Source organism: Pseudomonas sp. RAC1 (assembly GCF_030658255.1).
Taxonomy (GTDB): Bacteria; Pseudomonadota; Gammaproteobacteria; order Pseudomonadales; family Pseudomonadaceae; genus Aquipseudomonas; species Aquipseudomonas boreofloridensis.
Map to the genome: position 1 here is coordinate 1 of NZ_JAUTXS020000020.1, position 20,367 is coordinate 20,367.

Annotated in this window: 40 protein-coding genes; 12 read left to right on the forward strand and 28 right to left on the reverse strand. The window is 60.8% G+C overall.

From position 1 onward, the window contains the following. The 28 genes from Q7C30_RS04245 to Q7C30_RS04380 form a co-directional block, all read right to left on the reverse strand. Positions 1 to 351 (reverse strand): phage protein NinX family protein (locus Q7C30_RS04245; protein ID WP_317870771.1); only part of this gene is annotated, 351 nt, incomplete at its 3' end. Beyond that, positions 348 to 860: a helix-turn-helix domain-containing protein gene (locus Q7C30_RS04250; protein WP_317870772.1), complete on the reverse strand. Its 513-nt coding sequence runs from the start codon at positions 858 to 860 to the stop codon at positions 348 to 350. The genes Q7C30_RS04250 and Q7C30_RS04245, both read right to left, overlap by 4 nt. Then, on the reverse strand, positions 857 to 1,108 hold the full coding sequence (locus Q7C30_RS04255; protein WP_317870773.1) for a hypothetical protein: 252 nt from the start codon (positions 1,106 to 1,108) through the stop codon (positions 857 to 859). Before Q7C30_RS04255 ends, Q7C30_RS04250 begins: the two co-directional genes overlap by 4 nt. Then, on the reverse strand, positions 1,105 to 1,599 hold the full coding sequence (locus Q7C30_RS04260) for a hypothetical protein (RefSeq protein ID WP_317870774.1): 495 nt from the start codon (positions 1,597 to 1,599) through the stop codon (positions 1,105 to 1,107). The genes Q7C30_RS04255 and Q7C30_RS04260 overlap by 4 nt, the downstream gene beginning before the upstream one ends. Positions 1,600 to 1,684: 85 nt before the next feature. After that, on the reverse strand, positions 1,685 to 1,909 hold the full coding sequence (locus tag Q7C30_RS04265) for a hypothetical protein (protein WP_317870775.1): 225 nt from the start codon (positions 1,907 to 1,909) through the stop codon (positions 1,685 to 1,687). Further along, positions 1,906 to 3,063, reverse strand: a complete 1,158-nt coding sequence (locus tag Q7C30_RS04270) for a hypothetical protein (protein ID WP_317870776.1) — start codon at positions 3,061 to 3,063, stop codon at positions 1,906 to 1,908. The genes Q7C30_RS04265 and Q7C30_RS04270 overlap by 4 nt, the downstream gene beginning before the upstream one ends. Positions 3,064 to 3,081: 18 nt before the next feature. After that, a complete protein-coding gene (locus Q7C30_RS04275) occupies positions 3,082 to 4,092 on the reverse strand; it encodes a DNA cytosine methyltransferase (RefSeq protein ID WP_317870777.1) in 1,011 nt (336 codons plus the stop codon). 54 nt (positions 4,093 to 4,146) lie between these two features. Continuing rightward, entirely contained in the window at positions 4,147 to 4,716 is a 570-nt protein-coding gene (locus tag Q7C30_RS04280) for a hypothetical protein (RefSeq protein ID WP_317870778.1), read from the reverse strand. Between the two features lie 90 nt (positions 4,717 to 4,806). Next, the gene (locus tag Q7C30_RS04285; RefSeq protein ID WP_317870779.1) at positions 4,807 to 5,016 is read right to left on the reverse strand and encodes a hypothetical protein; all 210 of its coding nucleotides are present in this window, start codon (positions 5,014 to 5,016) and stop codon (positions 4,807 to 4,809) included. Positions 5,017 to 5,098: 82 nt separating this feature from the next. After that, entirely contained in the window at positions 5,099 to 5,710 is a 612-nt protein-coding gene (locus Q7C30_RS04290) for a hypothetical protein (protein ID WP_317870780.1), read from the reverse strand. 57 nt (positions 5,711 to 5,767) lie between these two features. Further along, positions 5,768 to 6,127, reverse strand: coding sequence for a hypothetical protein (locus Q7C30_RS04295; protein ID WP_317870781.1), 360 nt, complete (start codon positions 6,125 to 6,127; stop codon positions 5,768 to 5,770). Continuing rightward, entirely contained in the window at positions 6,102 to 6,467 is a 366-nt protein-coding gene (locus Q7C30_RS04300; protein WP_317870782.1) for a hypothetical protein, read from the reverse strand. The genes Q7C30_RS04295 and Q7C30_RS04300 overlap by 26 nt, the downstream gene beginning before the upstream one ends. An 81-nt stretch (positions 6,468 to 6,548) precedes the next feature. After that, complete coding sequence (locus tag Q7C30_RS04305; protein WP_144188858.1) at positions 6,549 to 6,737, reverse strand: hypothetical protein; 189 nt, start codon at positions 6,735 to 6,737, stop codon at positions 6,549 to 6,551. Between the two features lie 8 nt (positions 6,738 to 6,745). Further along, positions 6,746 to 7,231, reverse strand: a complete 486-nt coding sequence (locus Q7C30_RS04310; RefSeq protein ID WP_317870783.1) for a single-stranded DNA-binding protein — start codon at positions 7,229 to 7,231, stop codon at positions 6,746 to 6,748. A gap of 8 nt (positions 7,232 to 7,239) precedes the next feature. Further along, positions 7,240 to 7,857 carry a YqaJ viral recombinase family protein gene (locus tag Q7C30_RS04315; RefSeq protein WP_317870784.1) on the reverse strand — a complete coding sequence of 206 codons (618 nt, stop codon included), beginning with the start codon at positions 7,855 to 7,857 and terminating at the stop codon, positions 7,240 to 7,242. Beyond that, positions 7,841 to 8,614 carry an ERF family protein gene (locus Q7C30_RS04320; protein ID WP_317870785.1) on the reverse strand — a complete coding sequence of 258 codons (774 nt, stop codon included), beginning with the start codon at positions 8,612 to 8,614 and terminating at the stop codon, positions 7,841 to 7,843. The genes Q7C30_RS04315 and Q7C30_RS04320 overlap by 17 nt, the downstream gene beginning before the upstream one ends. Before the next feature lie 9 nt (positions 8,615 to 8,623). Next, the gene (locus tag Q7C30_RS04325; protein ID WP_317870786.1) at positions 8,624 to 9,700 is read right to left on the reverse strand and encodes a hypothetical protein; all 1,077 of its coding nucleotides are present in this window, start codon (positions 9,698 to 9,700) and stop codon (positions 8,624 to 8,626) included. A 158-nt stretch (positions 9,701 to 9,858) separates the two neighbouring features. After that, on the reverse strand, positions 9,859 to 10,038 hold the full coding sequence (locus Q7C30_RS04330) for a hypothetical protein (protein ID WP_317870787.1): 180 nt from the start codon (positions 10,036 to 10,038) through the stop codon (positions 9,859 to 9,861). Further along, positions 10,035 to 10,256, reverse strand: a complete 222-nt coding sequence (locus Q7C30_RS04335; RefSeq protein ID WP_317870788.1) for a hypothetical protein — start codon at positions 10,254 to 10,256, stop codon at positions 10,035 to 10,037. The genes Q7C30_RS04330 and Q7C30_RS04335 overlap by 4 nt, the downstream gene beginning before the upstream one ends. Continuing rightward, positions 10,253 to 10,444 carry a hypothetical protein gene (locus tag Q7C30_RS04340; protein WP_317870789.1) on the reverse strand — a complete coding sequence of 64 codons (192 nt, stop codon included), beginning with the start codon at positions 10,442 to 10,444 and terminating at the stop codon, positions 10,253 to 10,255. The genes Q7C30_RS04335 and Q7C30_RS04340 overlap by 4 nt, the downstream gene beginning before the upstream one ends. Then, on the reverse strand, positions 10,441 to 10,848 hold the full coding sequence (locus Q7C30_RS04345) for a hypothetical protein (protein WP_317870790.1): 408 nt from the start codon (positions 10,846 to 10,848) through the stop codon (positions 10,441 to 10,443). Before Q7C30_RS04345 ends, Q7C30_RS04340 begins: the two co-directional genes overlap by 4 nt. A gap of 20 nt (positions 10,849 to 10,868) precedes the next feature. Further along, on the reverse strand, positions 10,869 to 11,075 hold the full coding sequence (locus Q7C30_RS04350; protein ID WP_317870791.1) for a DUF551 domain-containing protein: 207 nt from the start codon (positions 11,073 to 11,075) through the stop codon (positions 10,869 to 10,871). Continuing rightward, the gene (locus tag Q7C30_RS04355) at positions 11,072 to 11,332 is read right to left on the reverse strand and encodes a hypothetical protein (protein WP_317870792.1); all 261 of its coding nucleotides are present in this window, start codon (positions 11,330 to 11,332) and stop codon (positions 11,072 to 11,074) included. Before Q7C30_RS04355 ends, Q7C30_RS04350 begins: the two co-directional genes overlap by 4 nt. 401 nt (positions 11,333 to 11,733) lie before the next feature. Continuing rightward, positions 11,734 to 12,000 (reverse strand): hypothetical protein, encoded by a 267-nt coding sequence (locus Q7C30_RS04360; protein WP_317870793.1) that lies wholly within the window; start codon positions 11,998 to 12,000, stop codon positions 11,734 to 11,736. A 719-nt stretch (positions 12,001 to 12,719) separates the two neighbouring features. Beyond that, entirely contained in the window at positions 12,720 to 12,974 is a 255-nt protein-coding gene (locus Q7C30_RS04365; protein ID WP_317870794.1) for a DUF1654 domain-containing protein, read from the reverse strand. 159 nt (positions 12,975 to 13,133) lie between these two features. Continuing rightward, positions 13,134 to 13,898: a DUF1828 domain-containing protein gene (locus tag Q7C30_RS04370; RefSeq protein ID WP_317870795.1), complete on the reverse strand. Its 765-nt coding sequence runs from the start codon at positions 13,896 to 13,898 to the stop codon at positions 13,134 to 13,136. Then, on the reverse strand, positions 13,895 to 14,416 hold the full coding sequence (locus Q7C30_RS04375) for a hypothetical protein (protein WP_317870796.1): 522 nt from the start codon (positions 14,414 to 14,416) through the stop codon (positions 13,895 to 13,897). The genes Q7C30_RS04370 and Q7C30_RS04375 overlap by 4 nt, the downstream gene beginning before the upstream one ends. A 79-nt stretch (positions 14,417 to 14,495) precedes the next feature. Further along, positions 14,496 to 15,230 carry a S24 family peptidase gene (locus tag Q7C30_RS04380; RefSeq protein ID WP_317870797.1) on the reverse strand — a complete coding sequence of 245 codons (735 nt, stop codon included), beginning with the start codon at positions 15,228 to 15,230 and terminating at the stop codon, positions 14,496 to 14,498. 103 nt (positions 15,231 to 15,333) lie between these two features. Here Q7C30_RS04380 and Q7C30_RS04385 point away from each other — a divergent pair, with 103 nt between their 5' ends. Genes Q7C30_RS04385 through Q7C30_RS04440 form a run of 12 tightly spaced genes read left to right on the forward strand, consistent with a single transcriptional unit; the run spans position 15,334 to position 20,288 of the window. Further along, the gene (locus Q7C30_RS04385) at positions 15,334 to 15,567 is read left to right on the forward strand and encodes a hypothetical protein (RefSeq protein WP_317870798.1); all 234 of its coding nucleotides are present in this window, start codon (positions 15,334 to 15,336) and stop codon (positions 15,565 to 15,567) included. A gap of 2 nt (positions 15,568 to 15,569) precedes the next feature. Continuing rightward, on the forward strand, positions 15,570 to 15,881 hold the full coding sequence (locus Q7C30_RS04390) for a transposase family protein (protein ID WP_140174336.1): 312 nt from the start codon (positions 15,570 to 15,572) through the stop codon (positions 15,879 to 15,881). Between the two features lies 1 nt (position 15,882). Continuing rightward, positions 15,883 to 16,866 carry a phage replication protein gene (locus Q7C30_RS04395; protein WP_317870799.1) on the forward strand — a complete coding sequence of 328 codons (984 nt, stop codon included), beginning with the start codon at positions 15,883 to 15,885 and terminating at the stop codon, positions 16,864 to 16,866. Next, entirely contained in the window at positions 16,856 to 17,659 is an 804-nt protein-coding gene (locus tag Q7C30_RS04400; protein WP_317870800.1) for a hypothetical protein, read from the forward strand. Before Q7C30_RS04395 ends, Q7C30_RS04400 begins: the two co-directional genes overlap by 11 nt. Next, positions 17,659 to 17,853, forward strand: coding sequence for a hypothetical protein (locus tag Q7C30_RS04405; RefSeq protein ID WP_317870801.1), 195 nt, complete (start codon positions 17,659 to 17,661; stop codon positions 17,851 to 17,853). Before Q7C30_RS04400 ends, Q7C30_RS04405 begins: the two co-directional genes overlap by 1 nt. Next, on the forward strand, positions 17,853 to 18,260 hold the full coding sequence (locus Q7C30_RS04410; RefSeq protein ID WP_317870802.1) for a hypothetical protein: 408 nt from the start codon (positions 17,853 to 17,855) through the stop codon (positions 18,258 to 18,260). The genes Q7C30_RS04405 and Q7C30_RS04410 overlap by 1 nt, the downstream gene beginning before the upstream one ends. Continuing rightward, positions 18,257 to 18,388, forward strand: a complete 132-nt coding sequence (locus tag Q7C30_RS04415; RefSeq protein WP_317870803.1) for a hypothetical protein — start codon at positions 18,257 to 18,259, stop codon at positions 18,386 to 18,388. Before Q7C30_RS04410 ends, Q7C30_RS04415 begins: the two co-directional genes overlap by 4 nt. Continuing rightward, on the forward strand, positions 18,385 to 18,579 hold the full coding sequence (locus Q7C30_RS04420) for a hypothetical protein (RefSeq protein WP_317870804.1): 195 nt from the start codon (positions 18,385 to 18,387) through the stop codon (positions 18,577 to 18,579). The genes Q7C30_RS04415 and Q7C30_RS04420 overlap by 4 nt, the downstream gene beginning before the upstream one ends. Beyond that, a complete protein-coding gene (locus tag Q7C30_RS04425) occupies positions 18,576 to 19,046 on the forward strand; it encodes a hypothetical protein (protein WP_317870805.1) in 471 nt (156 codons plus the stop codon). Before Q7C30_RS04420 ends, Q7C30_RS04425 begins: the two co-directional genes overlap by 4 nt. Continuing rightward, entirely contained in the window at positions 19,043 to 19,345 is a 303-nt protein-coding gene (locus tag Q7C30_RS04430; protein ID WP_317870806.1) for a nuclease domain-containing protein, read from the forward strand. Before Q7C30_RS04425 ends, Q7C30_RS04430 begins: the two co-directional genes overlap by 4 nt. Beyond that, positions 19,342 to 19,701, forward strand: coding sequence for an endodeoxyribonuclease RusA (locus tag Q7C30_RS04435; protein WP_317870807.1), 360 nt, complete (start codon positions 19,342 to 19,344; stop codon positions 19,699 to 19,701). Before Q7C30_RS04430 ends, Q7C30_RS04435 begins: the two co-directional genes overlap by 4 nt. Further along, positions 19,698 to 20,288, forward strand: a complete 591-nt coding sequence (locus Q7C30_RS04440; protein ID WP_317870808.1) for a hypothetical protein — start codon at positions 19,698 to 19,700, stop codon at positions 20,286 to 20,288. Before Q7C30_RS04435 ends, Q7C30_RS04440 begins: the two co-directional genes overlap by 4 nt. The last annotated feature ends 79 nt before the right edge of the window (positions 20,289 to 20,367 follow it).

A 20,367-nucleotide genomic window follows, 5' to 3' on the forward strand; every position in this document is an offset into this window, starting at 1 on the left:
AGCCATGAGAGCGCTGTCGCAATGCTCCGTGGTGTATTGATCTCCCCCCTTGAAGTAGACATCTGCGTACCATCGCTCAGAGCATTCAGTTCCCTCATGGCCATCGTGAGCCTCGGGAACAAGCGCCACCTGGTACTTCGACATCAGCGGCCCGCCCAGCGCCCAGGCTTCCCACGGGTTGTACCGCTTGCGGCGCTCCGTCACTTCGCCCCGGTAGATGGAGAACACGAGCCAGCCGTTGCCGTAGTGGGGCGGTTCGAGGTGCAATTCCAGACCTTCAGCTATGCCCACCGCCCAGCCCAGGGCCTCGCCGGTCAGGTCGGCTGTCTTTACTTCGATCAGGTCGGTCATGGCTGCACCGCCTGCCAGAATGGCCCCTTGTTGGTAACCAGGCCCTTACGCTTAAGGCGCTGGCATGCCTTGCTGATCGCCTCTCGAGATTCGCGAATTGCCCCGCACATGGCGTGCGCCGTCGAGCCCTCGATGCCAAGCAGGTGCACCAGTACACGCTCATCAGGCCCGCCATCGATCATGTTTTCGGCGTACTTGGCTGCCACTGTGGCGATAGCTAGGCGCAGAGCATCGCGGCGTGCCGATGGCTCATCAGCATGCGGAATCTCGCACGCCTTGTACCCGGTGTATGGCACGAAGGCAGTTGCGCGAGCGAGGCTGTGAAGGGAGCAGATGTCTACCTTCAGCTTCGAGATGATGAGCATCGTCTGCCGATCATCCTGCATAGGCAGCCAAACTTCCCGGCCTGTCTCAGGGTCGTCGTAATAGAAGGTGTCGCTACCGCGCCGGTACTCCAGCTCGAAGCCCATGGCCTTGGCCGACAGCTTGATGATGTCGTCTTCTTTCACAGCTCATACCTCTCATCAATCCAGCGCCCAGGCGCCAGAGCGGGTGTAGGTTCGGGTTGGGTTTCGTGCGGGGAGAGCTGGCGCTCGTTGCCGGCCTGCAGTTGGCTGTCGGGGATGCAGCTGATGCCGACCCCATTCAGCAGGTAGCAGGTGACGCCGCGCTTGCTGTCGTGCTGCACGTCGATGACGTTCTCGATTGCGCTGGCGCCGGTGGCCAGCAGCAGGAGGCAGAGGGCGAGGCGGGTCATTTGCGCAGGCCCTCGTCCGGGTCAAAGCCGAAGCGGCGGCAGAGCGCGTGCGCCACGCCAGAACCGCAGCAGAAAGCATCCTTCATGAGCACCCATCGTGGCTGCTTCATTCTGGTGGTGCCCCGCACCATGCGCACCGCAGTGCGGAGCAGGTCGTCTTCGGTGAACTCGCAGCCAGAGAGCGTGATTGTGCGGCTCTTCCCGTTCAGATGCTCGAGCGCTGCCCGGAACTGCTCGATGTACTCTTCCTGGGTTGATCCCCACCGGTTGACCAGGCATTCATCATCAACCGGGAAGCCTTCATCTTCCGGCTCATCAGACGGCGTGCCCGGTACCATCAGGAACTCACTCTCGACAGCTTGGAGCAGGTCGGAGAACCGTTTTGTGTTCCGGACATTGGTCTCCAGCACGCTGACCGGGTGAGAGTGGTGCAGGCCGAATACGTCGTAGATTCGCGCCAAGTCGGGATGCAGTTGGCTTTTTTCAGGCATGACTTCGTCCTTTGCCGCCATATCGCGGCAGTGAAGAGGGGAGAGGGGTTACAGCGGGGTGGAGTACAGATGTGCTCTTGGGCAGTTAGGCTTGTGCACGCATGAATGCCGCCATGTCGCCCATCTGCTCGACAATGAAGCGCTCTTCATCAGCGGCGGCTGCGGTGATTCTGTCCTTGCGTTTACGGCAGAGCAGGCAGTCGACTTTGGACCAGTCGCCTGACAGCTCAGGGGATTCGCCCAGCCAGGTACCGCATGGGGCCTGTTCGATATCTTCCAGGTCGGTGAATGGAGCGAAGTGTGTTTTCACGGCTTCACCTGCGGCTTGCGCTCCAGGGCGGCTCGGGCTTGCCAGGCCTCCCAGCGATCCTGAGTCGCCTGCCACACATAGCGGTCGCCATCCATTTCAAAGTCTGCGCTCTCGAAAACGTGGTCAACTAGGTAGTGAGCCTCAAACTCCGCCCGCTCGTCGATCTCAACCGGCGCGCTCGGCTCTGCTCTTTCGCGTAGGGCGGAATCTGTTCGCTCGTTGAGGCTGGCGCACTGCCTGAGCGTCATGTTTTTGCCATGCCGCCATTCGCGCAGCAGCGCATCCCGCTCGGCCAGCTCGGCTTTCAGTTTCTGATTAGCCTTGTCCCAGTTGGAAATGTTGATATTTGCGTTATCCAGCCCTTCGCGCAGGCGATCACGGTCTGTCGTAATGCCCGACAGCTCAGCGCGCAGCCTCTCAATCTCGCCAGGCTCTGCGCTGGCGGATAGTGCGGAGTCATACTGCTCAAGCAAGGCGCCCAAGCCTCGATACAAGCGATGTTCTACATTCTGGGTGCCCTTAGCAAAAGCCTGCTTATCAATCGCCCTGGCCTGCTCAACCACGTACTTCGCGTTTTGCAGCAGCGCATGCGCCTCGGCCAGCTTGCGCTCAAGGTTTGCGCCCGCCTTGATAGCTTCTTCCCACTTCGCGGCCCAGCTATTTGCTTGCTCGCGCAGTCTCTCAACCTCGGCAGGGTCGCCGTGGGTGAACAGTGGGGTTAGGTCGCGAACACCCACTTCTTTCTGGTTTGGTGCCTCAGTTTCGATAACCTCTCGCCAAACATGCCCAAGCGCTTGCACATACACTCGGGTTTTGTAGCGCCAAGCCACCGGATCGCCCCGACCTGCTGGCGCTGGGCGGGTGTACAGCGGCCCCAGCTTGGCGATCTCGTCGAGGCAGGCATTCCAGCCATAACCCCTTGCTGCATCCATTGGGAGTGGATAAGCCGATGGGTTTTTCCGCGCAGGCAGCACCACCGGCTCGCCCTGGTGCTGCTGGGCCGCTTCATAACCAGCACTGAACAGCTGGAATTCAAGCGCGGTCGCCGGCTCTGCAAAGCTCAAGCTGTCTGTGACGAGCTCGCTTGAGTCGAGACCGCTGGGATTGAGCCTGATGAACAAGTCGCGCAGGGTGGATCGGTTTTCTGTGGGCATGGGGATACCTCGCCGGAGTTATAGAGATTCGAGATAGGCGGCTATGAAGTGCGCCGCCGCTTCAACATTGATGGCGTTTCCGTAGGCGCGCAGTCGTCCCACTCTGCCGGCAGCCCCATGAGCCAGCGGGAATGTGCTGGGTTCAACTGGCCGCCACTTTCCATCCCGGCAGAAGAGCCAGTCAGCATCTGCCCACAGGCCGTTAACCGGGCCGGGCCACAGGTTGCAGCTGTGTCTTGCAGCCTCTCCTGAATCTTCGTGCCGTTCTGGCGATACCAGCTCAGAGAATCCTGCGGCCTGGGCTGGCGATCGTTGCATGTGTTCGGCGTCGGCCAGCCGCTTAGCACTGCTGCGTGATTCAGCGTGATGTTCTGCGTCGTGAAGTCCTGCGACGGCTTCCTGTTCGAATCGCATGCCGTTGGGCTTGGCCAGCCCACCAACATTGCGAAGTCGTTCAGATTCGACCCGTGACGCGTCTCGCCCATGGCTCGAGCAGCTTGTCCGCCACCTGTGCTGTCGCTGATCTGCGGCGTTGGCCACCCAGTACGATCGGTCTCGGATGTGCGGAGCACCGACGCCCGCAGACGGGAACGCAATAGCCCCGAAGGCATAAGCCATGGCTTCCAAGTCAGCTTGTACAAGGTCGAGCCAAGGCTCTGCGTCCTTGCTTGCAACCTGCTCTCCAAAGACGATTGCAGGCTGGCGCTCGCTGATGAGCCAATGGAAGTGCGGCCACAAGTGCCGCTGGTCATCAAACCCAGCTCCCGCGCCTGCCGCGCTGAAAGGTTGGCACGGACAGGAACCGGTCCAAACAGGTCGATCATCTGGCCAGCCGGCTCGGCGAAGGGCGTAGGACCAAACGCCGACGCCGGCGAAGAAGTGGCATTGGGTGTAGGGCTTGAGGTCATCGGGGTGTACGTCCTCGATCGAGCGTTCGTCAACGTCGCCTGGCGCGATGTGGCCTGCGGCAATGAGGTTGCGGAGCCACTGCGCGGCATACGGGTCGATCTCGTTGTAGTACGCTCGCATGGGCGTTCCTCGCCGGGGTGGCGTGACTGAGTGAGAAGGGGCGGGGGAAGCGGCTCAATCGCCGCAGAAGCAGTCGATGAGGTCTGCGTCTTCAGCGAAATCCAGGTCCAGGGTTATCTGTCGGCCAAGCTGGTCGGCCATCCAGGCCAGCGTTTTGTAGTTTGGGCGGTCACGGCGGAACACTTGGCCGGTGCGCTCTTCCGCCTCGATCCACCAGCGGGCCGCGTCAGGATTCTCGATGATGGTCCGGATGATCTTCTCGGGTGACTTGAGGAAGCAGAGATCGCAGTTGCCCAGGTCGGAGTCTATGCCCAGGTCGAACAGTTGGCGCGCCCAGAAACTGTTCACATCGGCCTTTAGCACGCCGGCGTGGTACATGGGTGTCACGTTCTCCCACCGGTTACCGCCTTTCTCGTTCGCCGCCATCATGCGGTGGTAGCGCCGCGGCTCGTCTGCCCGGATGCCGATGATCGCGTCCCAAGAATTCAGGCCCAGCACATCACGCATGTACCAGGTGCTTGCCTTGATCTTCATCCGGTCGGTGCACATCCGGTTGACCGGGTTCGGCAAGATGGGTGGCTCGCCTTTTTCCTCGCGGCGGTAGTCGGTGTAGTACTGCAGCATGAGGTCGAAAGGCTCGCCATTACGGCTGGCCGTCTCATGGCTGATGACTTTCCAGCTCAAGCCTTGGCCATAAACACCGTCGAACTCCAGTCAGGTGATTGGCACATTCCAGTGGAGCTGGCACTCTCGGATGAAGTCGAGCGTTTCATCGCGCTCCTTGCCAGTGTTTTGAAAGGTGACGTGAACCCCTTCGGGCAGCTGGCCGCCGTTCGCTTCGAGGATGTGGTACAGCATGTACCCGGAACTGCGTCCGCCACTGAAGCCGATCTGCGCCGGCCCAGTGATCTGGTAGGGGTTCATGGGCAATCTCCATTGCAGGCGCCGCCCTCGCCGGGCAGGCGTTATCGTTGAATAGGGGAAGGCGCTGGAGTGCAGCGCGGGGTTAGGGGCGGTTGTCGTGATCGCAGTGACGGCAGTCTTTGTAGGATGGCGAAGGCACAAATCGACCGCATCCTCCACAGTTCTGGACGCTTGCCGGTGGCCGCCGCTTCACCTTGGTTAGGACAATGCCGGTGCCCGTCAGGGCCTCTCTGATATCAACGTCCCGCTTGTGCACCAGGCGCCGGGCCTTTGCCTGGAGGTAAGCCACTGGCCAGATCACTGCTTCCTCTGGGGTGTTGCCGATCGCCTGGGCAGCCTCAAGTGTGAGGCGGTGGGCTTTCTCGAATCGGTAGGTATGGCCAATGGGCCACCTGGCCAGGGCAATGTCGTTCCCGTTCCAGTGCCCAGGGATCTGCAGGACAACAGTGCAATCCCGGCGTAACTGCTCACGGGCTTCGTCCAGGCTGATGTACTGATGGTCTACACCGAGGTGCGCGCGGGCGTCGACGTAGTCCTTCGGCCATGGAATGTCGGTATCGCGGTGGCTGCAGGCCTGCTCCTGGGTGAAAAGCTCGGCCTTGTCGAGGCTGGTGGTGTACCCGCCGCCCAAAGCCCAGAACATCAGACCATCGCCAACATCGGTGCGACTGTCCTGCAGGTAGAACTGGGTCATGGCTTTCTCCATGCATGCGCCGCCCTCCGTGGCCGGATGCGGCAAGATTCGGTGGGTTCAGCCGTTGCCGAGCAGCAACAGGCCGGTGTCGTCTGGGTCGTCGCCCAGCATCAGGTCGGGCGCCCGTAGCTCGCGCCCGATACGGAACTGGTCGAGCCGCCGCGCCACAAAATCCGAAACAACGATTGCGTGGCGCGGCGCGCTGAGGAAGTGGCGGGCCGCTTCAGGCCCTAATTCATGGATGCGGTGGATCAGCAGCGTCATGGCCTCGCCGTTTTCCTCCACTTCGGCCCAAGCCTTGATCTCGGTCAGCGCCTGCTTGGTTCCTGGCCGGACCTTTAGGCGAAGATCCTCGACCTGAGCCCTCGCTTCCTTGTCGCGCCGCACGTAGTCACGCTGCTGCTGAGTCTTTGCCATCATCGCCTCCATTGCGCACGAACGCGGTGCCCGGGGCGTACTCCAGCAGGTCGCACACCCGGTTGATGATCTTGAGCGCGGCGTCGAACACTTTGGCGTCGTCCGGCTCGCGGGCCAGGCGCTTCATGTTCGGCTGGTGCTCCAGGCACACCTTGTCGACCAGGCGCCGGGACAGCCTGCGCAGGTGGTCGGCGCTGTCGTGGATGCGAAGGCTCAGCGCGAAGGCCAGAGCCACATCGTCAGGCCGGTACTGGCCGCCGCTGCGCGTGTTGTACAGCTTCTTCACCGGGCGATTCAGCCAGCCCGGCAGGGTTACCACTCCGGAAGGTGCTTTTTTCATGTGGGTGCTCTGTGAGGCCGCTGCGCGGCAAGTGGAACTGCTCTTGCCGCCGGCGCTGGCGGACCAAGGTGATGATGCGCTTCATGCGGCGCGCGCCGAGGCCAGTTGGTCGTCGATCTCCACTACCTGCTGAGTGAGGTTTTCGATGGTCGCGGCGCCGCGTTTGCGCTGGGCGCTGCTCCACTGGCTGCTGCGGTAGAAGAGCAGAGCGAGGTGGCGCTGCAGTTCCTGGCGTCGGCTGATGAGCGCCATGGCTTTGGTAATGGTCATGGCTCCCCCTAGAATGGAATGTCGTCGTCGAAGCTGTCGAAGTCTTGGGCTTGCTGGCGATGCTGTTGCGCCTGCTGGCTCTGCCGACTGTCCTGGCGCTGCTGCTGTGGCTGGGGTTGGCGCTGTTGCTGACCGCCACCCTGATTGTCTGGTCGGCCTCCCAGCAGCTGCATCGTGCCGTTGATGTCGACATGCACCTCGGTGCTGTACCGCTTGATGCCGTCCTTCTCCCACTCGCGCGTCTTGAGCTTGCCCTCGATGTAGCACTGCGAGCCTTTACGAATGTACTCGCAGGCGATCTCGGCGACCTTGCCGAACAGTACGACCCGGTGCCATTCGGTTTTCTCAACCTTCTGGCCGGTCTGCTTATCGGTCCAGGCCTCGCTGGTGGCCAGGCTCAGGTTGGTGACCGCGTTGCCGTTGGGCAGGTAGCGGGTCTGGGGGTCCTGGCCGCAGGTGCCGACCAGAATGACTTTGTTTATTCCGCGGGCCATGAAGCCTCCTATGCAGCGATGCCGAGAACACGGTTCATGCGTTCTTCGAGGATTTCGTAAAAGGTCTTCACGCGCTCCGAGAGCTTGCGAATCATCGGTTCGTCCCGGTAAGCGCGCTTTACGAAAAGCGGCATGCCGGGCCAGTAGCAGATGAAGTCGATCCACTCGCGCTCCGAGACCCACAGACCGCCTTGGCACTGGGCGACATGCTCTTTCGGGATCTCGCCACCCAAGATCACATCGACCTGAAGCTTCGGCAGCTTAGTCTTGATCTCGGTCAGGCCCTTATCGCCGACCAGGGCATCTGGTGAGTAGCCGATGCCGTGGTTGAGGATGATCCCTACCTCAGTCGTTTCGACCTCTTCGCTGTCGCGGTAGAGGTTTCGGGCGACTCCCTCCAGTTCATGGCCTCGCTCGGTGTGCCGGTTTCCGCTGAACGGGTCTGCTGCTTCACCAGTGATGCGCTCGCCGATCAAGGTGTTCATGTAGGTGAAAGCGCCTGCGCCAAAGCCTGCTTCGCCCTTGCCGTTCACCAGCAGGCAGTCCAGCTCGCTGCAGGTGATGATGCCAAGGCGCAGGTCAAGCCAAGCTTGGGAGCCTTGTTCTACGTCACTGATGATTTGCATCGGGCGCCCCCTGTGCGGTCTCGTTCTGCTTGGCTGACTTGGAAAGCATGCCAAGAACTTGATCGAACGCTGACTTCTCGACCTCTGCAGGTGAGCCGTGGATGTTGGCGAATGCCGCCTTGGCTCGGTCGCTGCATCGCTCCAGCAGATTTGCCAACTGAGTAGCTTGCAAGGAGGTCACAGTGGCTTTAGGGACTGCGGCGTGCCCGTCGTCGTCTTCGCCACGTGTAGTGAGATTGAGAAGGGCGCTCATGACGTAGCGCTTCCCGTAGCTGGTAGACGATCCAACAGCCTGGACGGCGTTCTTGCTGCCGCTGGTGTCAAGCGGCAGCAGCATGGTGGTGCTTTCGCGATGCCCGGCCCTGTGCATCAGAATGCCGGTGACGCTCAAACCGCCTGGTGTGTTCTCGACCTTGAACGTGATCGCGAACCCATGGATTTGCAGAATCGGCTTGATGACATCGTTGATGTCTTCGAAGGTGGCGTAGTCGCTGCGCTTCTGACCGTTCACAACGATGGCACCGCGCTCGGCGATGCTTGGGATATCGCTCTGCATGGCCGCCATTGCGGCGTTGAACTCAGCCTCTGCATCGCGGGCCTGCATGCGCTCATGCATGGCCATGAGGCGCTCAAGTTTGTCGATGTCGCAGGTAGGGTCGGTAGCGGCCCGGCTGATGACGGCCAAGATGCTGCTATCGGCCGGGACCGGCGCGGCCACCTGGCGGCGCTGCTCCGGCAGAATTATCGTGCTGCTCATGGGAATGCCTCAGTAGGTGATGGTGATGTTCGGGATCTTGCGCTCAGCGATCAGCGTGATGGCCTGCTTGGCGCATTCCTCGGTCATGCCGCCGGCGATGAAGGCATCCAGTGCTGCGCGGTTGATATTGCGGCGGTGGTTCTTGTCGCGCTCGCGGGCCTCTTGCTGGCGGACGATCTCGGCAGCGGCGGCATCGGCCCGGCGGCGCTCGTCCTGGAGTGCACGCTCGGCGGCCTCCTGGGCCCGCCGCTCGGCGTCCTGGCGCTCTTGCTCCGCGCGCTGCTCGGCGGCGATGCGATCTGCTTCGGCTTGCTCAAGGGCGCGTCGCTGGGCGGCGGCTTGGTTGATCAGTTCCTGCTCACGGCGGGCGGCGGCATCGCGCTCGGCTTGCTGCTGCTGGGCAACCCGTTGGCGCTCAGCCTCCACGGCCGCTTCCTGCGCCAGGCGGATGCGGTCTTGCTCGGCGCGCTCGTCGGCCTCGCGGCGCAGCCGAGTCAGCTCGGCTTGCTCGGCTTCGTACTTCTGCCGCGCCACCAACGCTTCACGCAGCGCGGCCAGCACCTGGTCTTTCACCTGGCCAGCCTCGGCGGCGAACTCTTCCCAGGTGTCGCCCAAGACCACAGCTTCAACGCGGCCGATCCGCGCCAGCAGCTCCTCAGCGTCCAGCATGCCCATCTCGACGCCCTGAGCCTTGATGGCCGCAACGCCTTGCTCATGCCGAGCAACCCGTGCGTCTTCTGCCGCCTGCCAATCATCCAGAGGCTTGCGCACTTCCTTTTGCCAGGATTCGAGAATGTCCCAAACCCGCTTACGCTCAGCATCGATGCGGGCCGGCACCTTCTTCTGCTCGGCAGACAACTCCTTGCCCTTGTTTTCGATTGCCGTCTTGGTGCGCGCAACCTCGTAGGCCATGGATGCGATTTCCTTGCGGCCCTTGACTGTCTTCAGGTCGGGCACCACGGCCAGGAACTCGTCGATCTTCACGCGAATCTTGTTCAGCCAAGGCTCAAGGCCTTTTTCGGCGCTGTACACCGCCAGAGCTGTTTCCTGCGGAGGGGCGACGATCAGTTCTTTTTCTACGGACATGCGAATCTCCCGCGCCATCCTTGCGGTGGGCGCTGATGTGTTGGTCTACTGAGTGATGCGCTCAGCCAGAGCGCTGGCGAGCATGAAGGCGGTACAGAAGGCGAGGGTGAGGAACGATCCGCGTCAGGCGGCGATGCGGCTGGCGCGCTGGTAGCGGGTCATTGCTGAGTCACCCATGGATGCTTAGAAAGGTGGGTCATGACCTCTTTCTGCATGATCTCCGCAAGAGCATCATCAGAAGGCAGGCAACCAGTCGTGGCTATGTTGATAGCCAACGACTCGCGCACAGCGTCATCGCGCAAGAAATCAATATGAAGAAGCAGGCGGACCTCGCTCATGCCCGCACCTCATATCCAACCGTCCACTCGCCGCACATCCACCAGCTACGGCTTACCGCTTCGGGGTTTTCAATGAAGGCCTCGGCTGCCGCTCGCTTTGCTTCGAACAGAGTCGGCCCTTTGAACAGCATCAGGACGCGGTCGCTTGGTAGCGCCATCGCCTCGGGCAGCTCGGCGACCTGCTCATCGATGAGCGTTGGGAAAAGTGGAGTAGTCACGCAGCCTCCTTGCGCCCAGCAACAATCTTGTTGAGGCGCCCGCAGTAGTGGTTGAACTCTTCGATGGTGATGCGTCCGTCGCGGAGCATTTCCGTCAGCTGATGGCTGATGATTGTCGAGTAGCTGATTGGCGTACCCGGGTGCACCAAGGCATCCAGCTGCTGATCAATCAAGACGTGCGGACTCATGGCTCGCATGCCTCGTAGGCCTGGGCCTGTACTCCGGCGGCGGCGAATGGCGTCAGCAGATCGCGCGCCAGCCGCTCTAGTACTGCGTCAGGGCAGGGCGCGGCCATAACCTCGTGGTACACGTTGTGCGAATCGCTCGCATCGCGGCGCCGTGCGGCCAGCAGAAGCCTGCCCACGGCGCTAGGACTCGTGATGCCTGGCGATGCGTGCTCGTCCACGGCCTGAGCGAAGCGCTCGTATGTGACTCCGCGAGTCTCGCTGCCAACCTGGAACGTTGCATCGGCGCCACGCAGAAGCTGGTGGAACATGTCCTGAATCCAGATCTCCCGAGCCCCGGCCCGATCGCTCACCGCTGGAGGCATCCGGTTGTCGTACTCAAACTGTGCTGCTCGAAGTGCGCCCATGGTCGCCTCCAGGTGGTGGGTTACTCGGTGGGAAGGTCAGGCAATTCATGCCAGTGAGTGATCGAGATATCGCAGCGGTCGCCGTCGATATAGCGCCACGGGCGAATCTCGTTACCGCAGGTCATCGCAAAGAAAGGGCCGTAGTTGCGCTTCTTGCCTATCCGGCAGGCCAGGACGTGCTTGCGAATCGGTGGGAGCGAGTCTTTCACGCTGATCCAGCCGCTCATGGCTTCACCCGGGCGGCGAGCATGGCGTCGGCCAGTTCGTAGGCAGCTTGGGCAATCTCGTTAGTCTGGCGCCCCCAGGTGTCCGGGTGAGCACAGATGCCCTGCAGGGCCTTGGATGCGAAGTGGTCGCGGAGGGTCAGGCCGAAGAAGGTGCCGTGGCCGCCATACTCGCTGGCCGAAACTGGGAAGGCAGGATTCTCCCCGTCCTCAAGAGCGGCGTTGTATCGCTGTTCGGCGCTTTCAATCTGGCGATCCATTTGAGCTGCCATGTAGTCCATATTCTGAGCCTCGGTACGACCGCATTGGCCAGGAGCCAGGCGCGGGTGACCAAACCCACCGTGAAAGGTGGCCTGGCGCCTGCCAATGCGGTCGTATGTGAAGGGAAGGGGATGCGGGGTGTATCGGTGATGCGATTTGGTAGACGGGCTCACTAGAGCGACCTCCATCCTCCACGGATGGCGAGCTAAGCCTCAATGCCAGCTAAATAGTAGGGCGGTGTCGACCCCGCCTTCCGTTCACATGGCACTTACGCAACCCCTGGCGCCATCGCGAATGACCGCTTTAGGGTTAACACTGCTCCACCGTCTACCAAATCGCATCCCGATGCACCCTGCGATGGGGTGCAGGGCATCGGGCCGTCTTTCCTGCTGTCAGGGAGTCAGGCAGAGAGGCCAGTCGGAATCTTTGCCAAGGCCTCAACTACCAAAATGCGTGCCTTGTCTTGATCGATCATGACGAACGCTTTTTCAGCCTTCGCCCAGCTGTCATCCTGCTCATCAGGCTTGAAGGTCACCGCGATAGAGCAAACGCCGAACCCGTCAGGCAAAAAGTAGGTCCGAACCTCTGGCCCTTCATCGCCATCGTCGAGCTTGACCAGCACCTGGCCCAGGTCTTCAAACTCAAAGAGCTTTGCAAACTGGCTCATCTATCTGCCCTCCAGGGCGGTTGATTTCCCGGATACCACTCGCTGAATGGCACCTGGTGAAATCCCGGCCTCGCTACTGGCGACAGGCCGGGGTGTTGCGTCAGCGGTGATCGTCGTTTCGGTTGGGCCTACCTTTCGGCCAATGCGCGGTGACATCGACGGCCCTGCTTTCCGCTGCCTGTCATGGGACGGGCGCAGCCTTCAGGCTTGCTGCGCCTCACGGGTGAATCTCTTGGTTACTTCATGAGTTAAACCTCCGTTGCTCGCTCACTGGGCAGGCAGTGGCCACCTATCAGAAATTGGTGTTGCTCCCATTACCGCCGGGGTGGCGGGGCGCATTGCATGCCCGGGTCGTTCTCACGGTTAAGGCGTTTCACCTTCGTCAGCCGTACAGGGTTGTCCCTGTCGTGGGCAGCCTTTCGGGGCTGTCTGATCGCCGGTCGCCGGTAGAGGCAATGCGGTCTGTTCACCAGTTCCAGAGCTGGCATGGAGATCGAAATTTATTGCTCGCGCTGTACCGTTGCCGGGATCGATCTGCGAGGTTCCCATCGATGTGAAAGAGCGGTCGGCTCGAGGGCCTGGCGAGGGGCTGTGTGGCTTGCCGTCTCGATGGATTAAAGTTACCGCACGGTAATAATTCAGGTCAACACCTTTTGGTAATAAATTTCACGCGCCCACAAAAAAGCCCGCGCTAGGCGGGCAAAAGAGGGAGCCTGAAATCAGTCTTCGGCAGGCACAGTCCAGCTCAGCAGCACCGATCCGTCAGCGCGGTTCTCCAGCGCAACGTTGTCATTCTCGCCAACCTCATCCAAGAAGCGCTCCCAGTCCTGGGTGGACTCGTGCTGCTCCCTGCCGATCAGGACCGATCGATCTTTTTGCGCGGCAGGCGAGTTGATGATCTTCTGGATGCGCGCGCCCATCATTTCGTAGTGCGTCGGCGGGTCAGGGGCTTTGGATTTTGCTTGCTTGGCCATGGCTGAGCCTCCATTTTACTGTATGTATAGACAGTAATTTATCTGGAGGTAGCTGGCAATACTGGGTTGAGTACATTTGTGCTCCTTGAGCGAGCAGGCATAAAAAAAGCCCGCTGATGCGGGCTGGTGTACGTAGACCGAAAGCGTATCGGAACTCTTTCAGGCGGCAAGAGAATTTATGTCATCGACAAGCTGTGCAGGAGTCCTAAAGACCACCACGCTAGCGCTCTCAGCCAATGCTGACGCGGCTCTACCCAAGTCCTCTGGATTGGCCGACTCGAGAATCACAAGACGCCGGGCAGAAGGAGCAGCGTTTTTGAGATCGACCATTTTGCCGAGAGTGCTGTAAACGGAAAGCCAATGAGGTCGGTCATCCTGCGCACTAACCGTCTGGATGATACGAGGGCTTCCCGATTCAACATCAAGGGCAAACTGAAATTTCAGCTCATGCCCGCTTGCCCCAACCACCTCATAGTCGCGCTTCACGCGCTTCGGGAAACCGGCGCGCAGCGCCTTGGAGACAATCTTTTCGAACTTAGAAACGGGAGCCGGACGCCAACCATCGCAGGCTTGGCTTATCTGGCTGGCGGCCTCGATGAAGCGAGCCATGTAGTATGGCACCTCATGTTCGGAGCAAGAGACGTGCAGCTCTCCCTGATCAGACAGCGCGATGTGGCAATCTGCAGCTATGGCTGCCAGCTTCGCTGCTTTGTTCGCGTTAGGACTCACGCCCATTGTCATCGCATGGAATATGGTGTCGGCGTTATCCGTGATTCTCACGCGTCCCTGACCCATGTCCTGCACGTAAGCCCCTATTAAAGTGCCATCGAAAGCAAGAGAAATAGGGCTCTCCAGGTAGATGAGGCCGCCATTGATATGCGTACACGACAGCCCAAAAGCCTCCGTCATTTGTGTGCAGTTCATATCAGCCTCATCTGTTGTGGATTCTGCTCGACTTTCGGATGGTTCAGCACCTCAGGCGCACCTTTGATATTGGCACGCTTGAGAAAGGCCTGCCACAGATCGGAGACGGGCTGCTCATCAATCGGCTCAATGTACCCATAGGATGCTTCCGGCACAGGCAAGTGAATGTGAGGATGGGATACTCTCTGCATGAAATAGGGTCTGCCCACTCCCACCTTGTTGACATGACCGGCAATGCCGTTCACGTCAAGGCCGAAGATTCTCGAATTGTTTACCAGTAACGTCATGTAAAACTTGTCGGGGACGTCCTCAATCAAGCTCATTTTGTAGTCAAGCTGAAGGAACAGGCCCTCCGGACGGACGCTCCCCACCCTGAGTGCGGCCCTAAATTTGAAGCTTGCTGGGGTCTGCTTGACCGTGGTCATGACCCATTTTATTGAGTCTCCCGACTCCCAGTGTTTTTCAGCTACGAGTCCAGCCATGGCTTCGTCGTAGGAGATCTTCGATGGCTTACCCATTCACGCTAAGCTCCGCACAACCATTCCTTTGACGCCCATCTGAGCGCGGTGTTAAGCGTCCATGACGCGGGCAAACTTTTCAGAAGCTCCGGCCGGTCCACCAGTAGATGATCTGAGCCAGTACAGTGATGTCCGCCTCGCGGTCCCCAGGCACCTCAATCGGCGGGTACTGCCCGTTGTCCGAGATGATCGTCAGGCCGTCCAGGCCCCGCTGTATCCGCTTGATCTGCAGCTTTCCGCGCATGAGGAAGAAGTAGATGGCGTCGTCCTCGACGGTGGTGACCCCAGCATCGACCAGCACGGCATCGCCACTGCGGATCGTCGGCGCCATGCTGTCGCCCCGGCCTGAGATCAGCTTCAGGTTCTCCAGCTTGGTGTAGGTCAGGTTCTGCCGTACCCAGTTCGCATCCAGGCTCATGTGCTCAACAACCATGTTGATGTCAGGCGGCTCCGAGCCTGGGCCCATGGAGCCCTCTACGTCGTAACGGGGAACGTCCACCAGGTTGCGGTAGCTCTTGATCTTTTGTGCCAGCGGCGCGGGTAGGCCTTCGATACTGATAGTGTCCGTAGCCAGATCAAGCGGCGCGTCCAGCGCATACCTGGACAAACCGAAAGTCTCTTCAATATCCCTGGCGAAGCTCTCGCCAATCGTCTTGGCGCCTGGGCTTTCGGGCTGCGCCAAGCAGCGAGAAATGAAGTTTTGGGGCTTGCCAAGCTTGGTCGCCAGGCGCGATTGCGCCCCACGGACGCCAGCTCCGTACTCTTTGTCCATCAGCTTCTGCAGGTTGTGCCTGCGCACATCACGTAATTCCATTGCGCGATTCTCTATGGCCATTACTTTTCGGTAAATGACCATCCGGTGTTGATTTAAAGGTTACCGAGCGGTAATAATCTGCGCATCACAGAGGAGATTCGTGATGCGAACCAAGCACACCAAGTTGTTGGAGTGGCTGAAAACCGCCTCGGACGCGGATGTCGAGCAGACTGGCACCAGCCGGGGCTACCTGAAGCAAATTGCGTATGGCAACAAGCAGGCGTCGGCGATGCTGGCCTCTTCCCTTGAGCGAGTGAGTAACGGGATTCTGACCCGTAAATCCCTGCGCCCAGAGGATTGGGACGTCATCTGGCCTGAGTTGCAGTGGGTGGCCTGATCATGTCTGAGAGCCAATTAAGCCTCAGCGAAGGCGATATCGCCCGAGAGATCGAGACCCTGATCTTGCAGCGGGTTGCACAGGTCAGCCAAAAGCGCATTGCCCTGGAAACGGGTTGCAGTGAGTCGACCGTTTCCCGCTGGAATGACGGCGAGTACCAGCGCTGGGCGAAAGTCCAGGCGATGCTTGGGCTGCGCGTTGTTCCGCAGACAGCCGTGGTTGTAACGGCTGAGTACCTGTCCGCATTGGAAACCATGGCCAGGATCGGGCTGAAGGCTGAGAAGAAGCGGCCAGGCCCGCTGGGGTGGGACTGACATGCAATTCACCGTCACGATCAACCAGGCGAAAGCGCTGGACTGGGGATTGAATGCCCAGCAAGCGTTGCTGTTCGCGTTCGTCTACGAGTGCCCAAGCTGGGCCAAGTTGGTCAAGACGGACAAAGGCGATTTCTACGCCTTGAGCAAGGCAAAAATCGTCGAAGAGCTGCCGCTGCTCACCGACAAGCCGGATACCGCTTACCGCCTGCTGAAGGCGATAGCAGGGGCCGGCCTGATCAATCTCTCCAGCACCAACAACATCACGCTGGTGCAGCTCACAGCGAAGGGTAAGGAGTGGAACAAAAAGCTGGACGGGTCGGAAAAATATCCGATCAAAAAAAAGAAGGTCGGAAAAAAATCCGAGCCAGCACCTCGGAAAAAAATCCGAGCAGGGTCGGAAAAATCTCCGAGCAAGGTCGGAAAAAAATCCGAGCCTGGGTCGGAAAAATCTCCGACAAATCAGGATACCAGTAATCAGGATACCAATCAGGGTACCAGTCACAGTGTGCAGGAGGCCCCGGCTGCGCCGTCGCAACCTGCCGCGCTGACGCTGGTTTCATCGGCCGCGCCGCGCTGCGAAATTCCAGCCGACATGCCAGGGCCGAAAGATCCGTCCTGCAAAACCTTCAAGGCCTGGGCCAACTACGCCATGGCCTACCGCAGCCGCCACGGCGCATGGCCGGTGTGGAACGCCAAGGCCGGCGGGCAGATTGGTCAATTGGTCGACCGCCTGGGTGTCGATGTCGCCCACCACGTCGCGGCGTACTTCGTCCGGATCAACGACAGCAAGCTGGTCAACCGCATGCACAGCCTTGGTGACCTGCTTCAGAACGCCGAGGCCTACCACACCCAGTGGGTGACCAATCGCCAGATGACTGGGACCACTGCCCGTCAGATCGAGAAAACCCAAGCCAACGTCAGCGCTGCCGAGCAGGCGCTGCAAGCGCAGCGAGCCAAGAGGGCTGCAAGCCATGCTGAGTGAAGACCAGCAAGACCAACTGCTGCTGTCCCTGTTCGCCACTGCCGAGGTGATGGGGCAGCAGCTCACCCAGGGCGCAGCACTGCTGATGGTCGAAGACCTACGCGAGTACAGCGAACCCGTTCTGAGCGGTGCGCTCCGCAACTGCCGCCGCGACGGTGGCCGGCTGACGGTAGCCGCGATCCTCAAGCACGCCCAGGCGGCTGACGGCCATCCGGGCAAAGACGAGGCCTGGGCCATTGCTCTATCGGCCAGCGACGAAAGCGAGACCGTGGTGATGACCGCCGAGATTCGCCAGGCAATGACTGCGTCCAGCCCGGTGCTTGAGGCTGGCGACAAGGTCGGCGCTCGGATGGCCTTCATGAGCGCCTACGAGCGCTTGGTCATCGCCGCAAGGGCTGACGCGACTCCAGCCAAGTGGGAAGTCTCCCTGGGTTACGACCCTGCACGTCGCGTAACCGCTATCGAATCCGCTGTGCGCTCGAAACTGATCAGCCATGAGGCTGGCGCGAAGCATCTGGCTCACCTGCAGATCGCGCCACCCAGCGAAGACGGATTAGCCATTGCCGGGCTGATCACTGGGCAGGTTCGGGCAAAGGCCAGCCCCGAATTACGGCAAAAGCTCGCCGAGGTCCGCTGCATCATCGAGGCCGCACAGGCGAAGAAAGACCGGGAGCGCGGCAAGGATGCACAGCGCCGTCGGGTCGACACCTATTTGCGGAAGCGTCAGACGCGTGCCGCCATCGCTCAGTTAAAAATCAAGCGCGGGCCTGTGGCCGGCAAGGAGTGCAAGTAATGCGCAAGTTCAATCCTCGCGGCATCAAGCCCTGGATGATCCGCCACCCAATGCTGGCCCGCATCTACCTGCTGGCGCTGCTGCCGGTGATGCCAATTCTGTTTGCCGCGGTTGTGCTCTGGCAGAACCGCAGTGACTTTTCTGAAATTTCCCGCGCCTGCGAAGCGATCTTCCTTCCTTGGGAGAAGCACTGATGGACACCAACAAGATGCGCGAGCAGTTCGAAGCGGCGTTCGTGGCCAAGTACGGTTTCGGGCGCCTGGCAGCCTCGGCCAACGCTGATGCGCACGCCATGTACGAGGCCGCGAAGTGGGCCTGGCAGGCCTCCCGCGCCGCTACCGGCTGGCAGCCGATGGATTCCTGCCCCAAGCATGTAGAGGTTCTGTTCTACCGCGAGGATTGCGGCGTGATCTGCGGGCAGCTCACCTGCGTCGACACGTTCATGACGGACAACGATCGAGAAAGCGGGGATTACAGCGAGGAGGAGCAGTACAGCGAAGACGCATGGTGCTACGGCCCAGATGGCGTTGAGCGACTGGATGGTGATCTTGTGCCAACGCATTGGATGCCTTACCCGACAGAGCCTGAGGTGACCCCATGAAGCGCGTATGGACCGTAATCGTAGGCCCCAAGGCATTCCAGATGGTGCTGATGGAGCAGAGCCTGGACCAGGCAGGTGCGCTGCGTGAGGCGCAGTTGATCTGGCCTGAGTGTGAGGTGCAGCCATGAGCATCGACAAAGCCAAAATCATTAAGGCGTTGACCGGCAAGGATCAGCCATACAAATCGCCATTTGCAGAGGGTCTTGAGGCCGCTTCATTCGGCACGGCATGGACCCAATGCCCGTACGCCGGCGCGAACCAGGGCTATGAGCGTGGCGAATGGCTGCGTGGGCATGGCGCTCACGGGAGGTTCGCATGAGCGAGAAGATCAGCGTCAACAGCCAGTCCAAGCTGTCCGAAGCCGTGACCATGCTCACCCGCATGTTCCGCGACAAGAAGTTCGTGGTGGTCAGCCTGCGCCCGGGCAAGGACCGCACCCTGGATCAGAACGCGCTGTGGTTTGCGTTTTACAAGCGCATCGCGGAGATGACCCAGATCGGCGATGCGGCCGACGCCCGGCGCTACTGCAAGCTGCACATCGGCGTGCAGATCCTGCTCAACGAAGACGCCGAGTTCCAGCAGGCCTGGTACCGGGTCATGCGCCACCTGCCATACGAGGAGAAGCTGGCGATGATGGGGGAGTGCAAGCTCTTCGGCCCGGATGGGTTCCCGGTGACCAGTCTGTTCAACCGCGCCCAGGGCGTGGCGTACACCGACCGCATCCTGGCCGAGTTCACGCCTAAGGGTGTTTTCTTTGGCGACCTGGTGGGCGAGGTGGCGGCATGAGGGTCGTGAGCAAGAAGGTTCGCGAAAGCGCCCGCGGCCAGGACTGCACAGTCCGCATCCCCGGCATCTGCAACTTCAACCCCGAAACTACCGTGCTGGCGCACCTGCCATGCGGCCAGAAGGGCATGGGCATGAAGGGCTTCGACACTGTGGCGGTCTACGCGTGCTCGGCCTGTCACGACGTGCTCGACGGGCGCGGGCGGGGCGAGGTGGATTGGTCGGACATGCCCAGGGCCATCGCGGAGACGCATGAGGCCCTGATCAGCGCCGGGCTGATGACAGTCAAGGGGGCGGCATGAGCGATCTGACGCTTCCATGGCCACCGGCCGCATGCAGTCCCAACGCGCGCGTGCACTGGTCGAAGAAGAGCAGGGCAGCCAAGGCCTACCGCGCGGCTTGCCATGCTCTCGCCAAGCAGGCCGGCCTACATCCGCCCGAAGGCCAGGCGCTGCTGGTGGTCGAGTTCGTGCCGCCCGACCGGCGCCGGCGAGACGACGACAACCTGCTGGCCATGTTCAAGGCTGGCCGCGACGGACTGGCAGACGCCCTAGGCATCGACGATAACGTCTTCACCACAATTTTCAGGGTGAGCAAGGAAACCACCAAGGGCGGCGCTGTGCGCGTCCGTATCGAGCCGATGGAGGCCGCAGCATGAAATTGAACAGTGCACGTCAGGCCTGGCACGACTGCTACTACTCGGCCTGGGACAGCCAGGGCGCCTTTATCGAAAACCTGGGCCTGCTGGGCGCCATGGTCCAGACCACGGAGAAGCAGCGCAAAGCGAGCCACGCAGTTCACCAGGCGCTGGCCGGGGGAGTGCAGGCCGCAATCTTCAAGCTGCCCGGCAGCCTTCGCGCCTTCGGCAATTTCATGTACGCCCCGCAGAGCAGTGATAACGAGCGCGAGATCGCGGAGGAATGCGTCTTCTCGCTGGCGGCGGCCAGGGCGGGACGCATGACTGCCGCCAAGCGTGAGCGGTGCGAGTACGTGGCCAAGGGCGTGATGTTCCGGTACCGCCGGATGCATCAAGGCGGGCAGTCGTCGGCGCAAGATCCGTTCGAGAGCCCCGAGTGGTTCAAGCGGTGGATCGATGAGGTTTATGGGGTGGCTCTGCCGTCCTGTGCCTGGGCCAGGGATTGGGAGCCTTTCGTGCAGATCTGTTTCGAGGTTTGCGAAGACCTGGACAAGCGAGCTTTGTCGCCAGTAGCGGGGGCGATCTACCGGATGAATGAGGCCGCTTGAGGGCCTATTGCGTTCCCGCACGCCTAGTGATACCGTATCGCCATTGTTAGAGTTTTGCCTACGGCAAACAACCACTAAA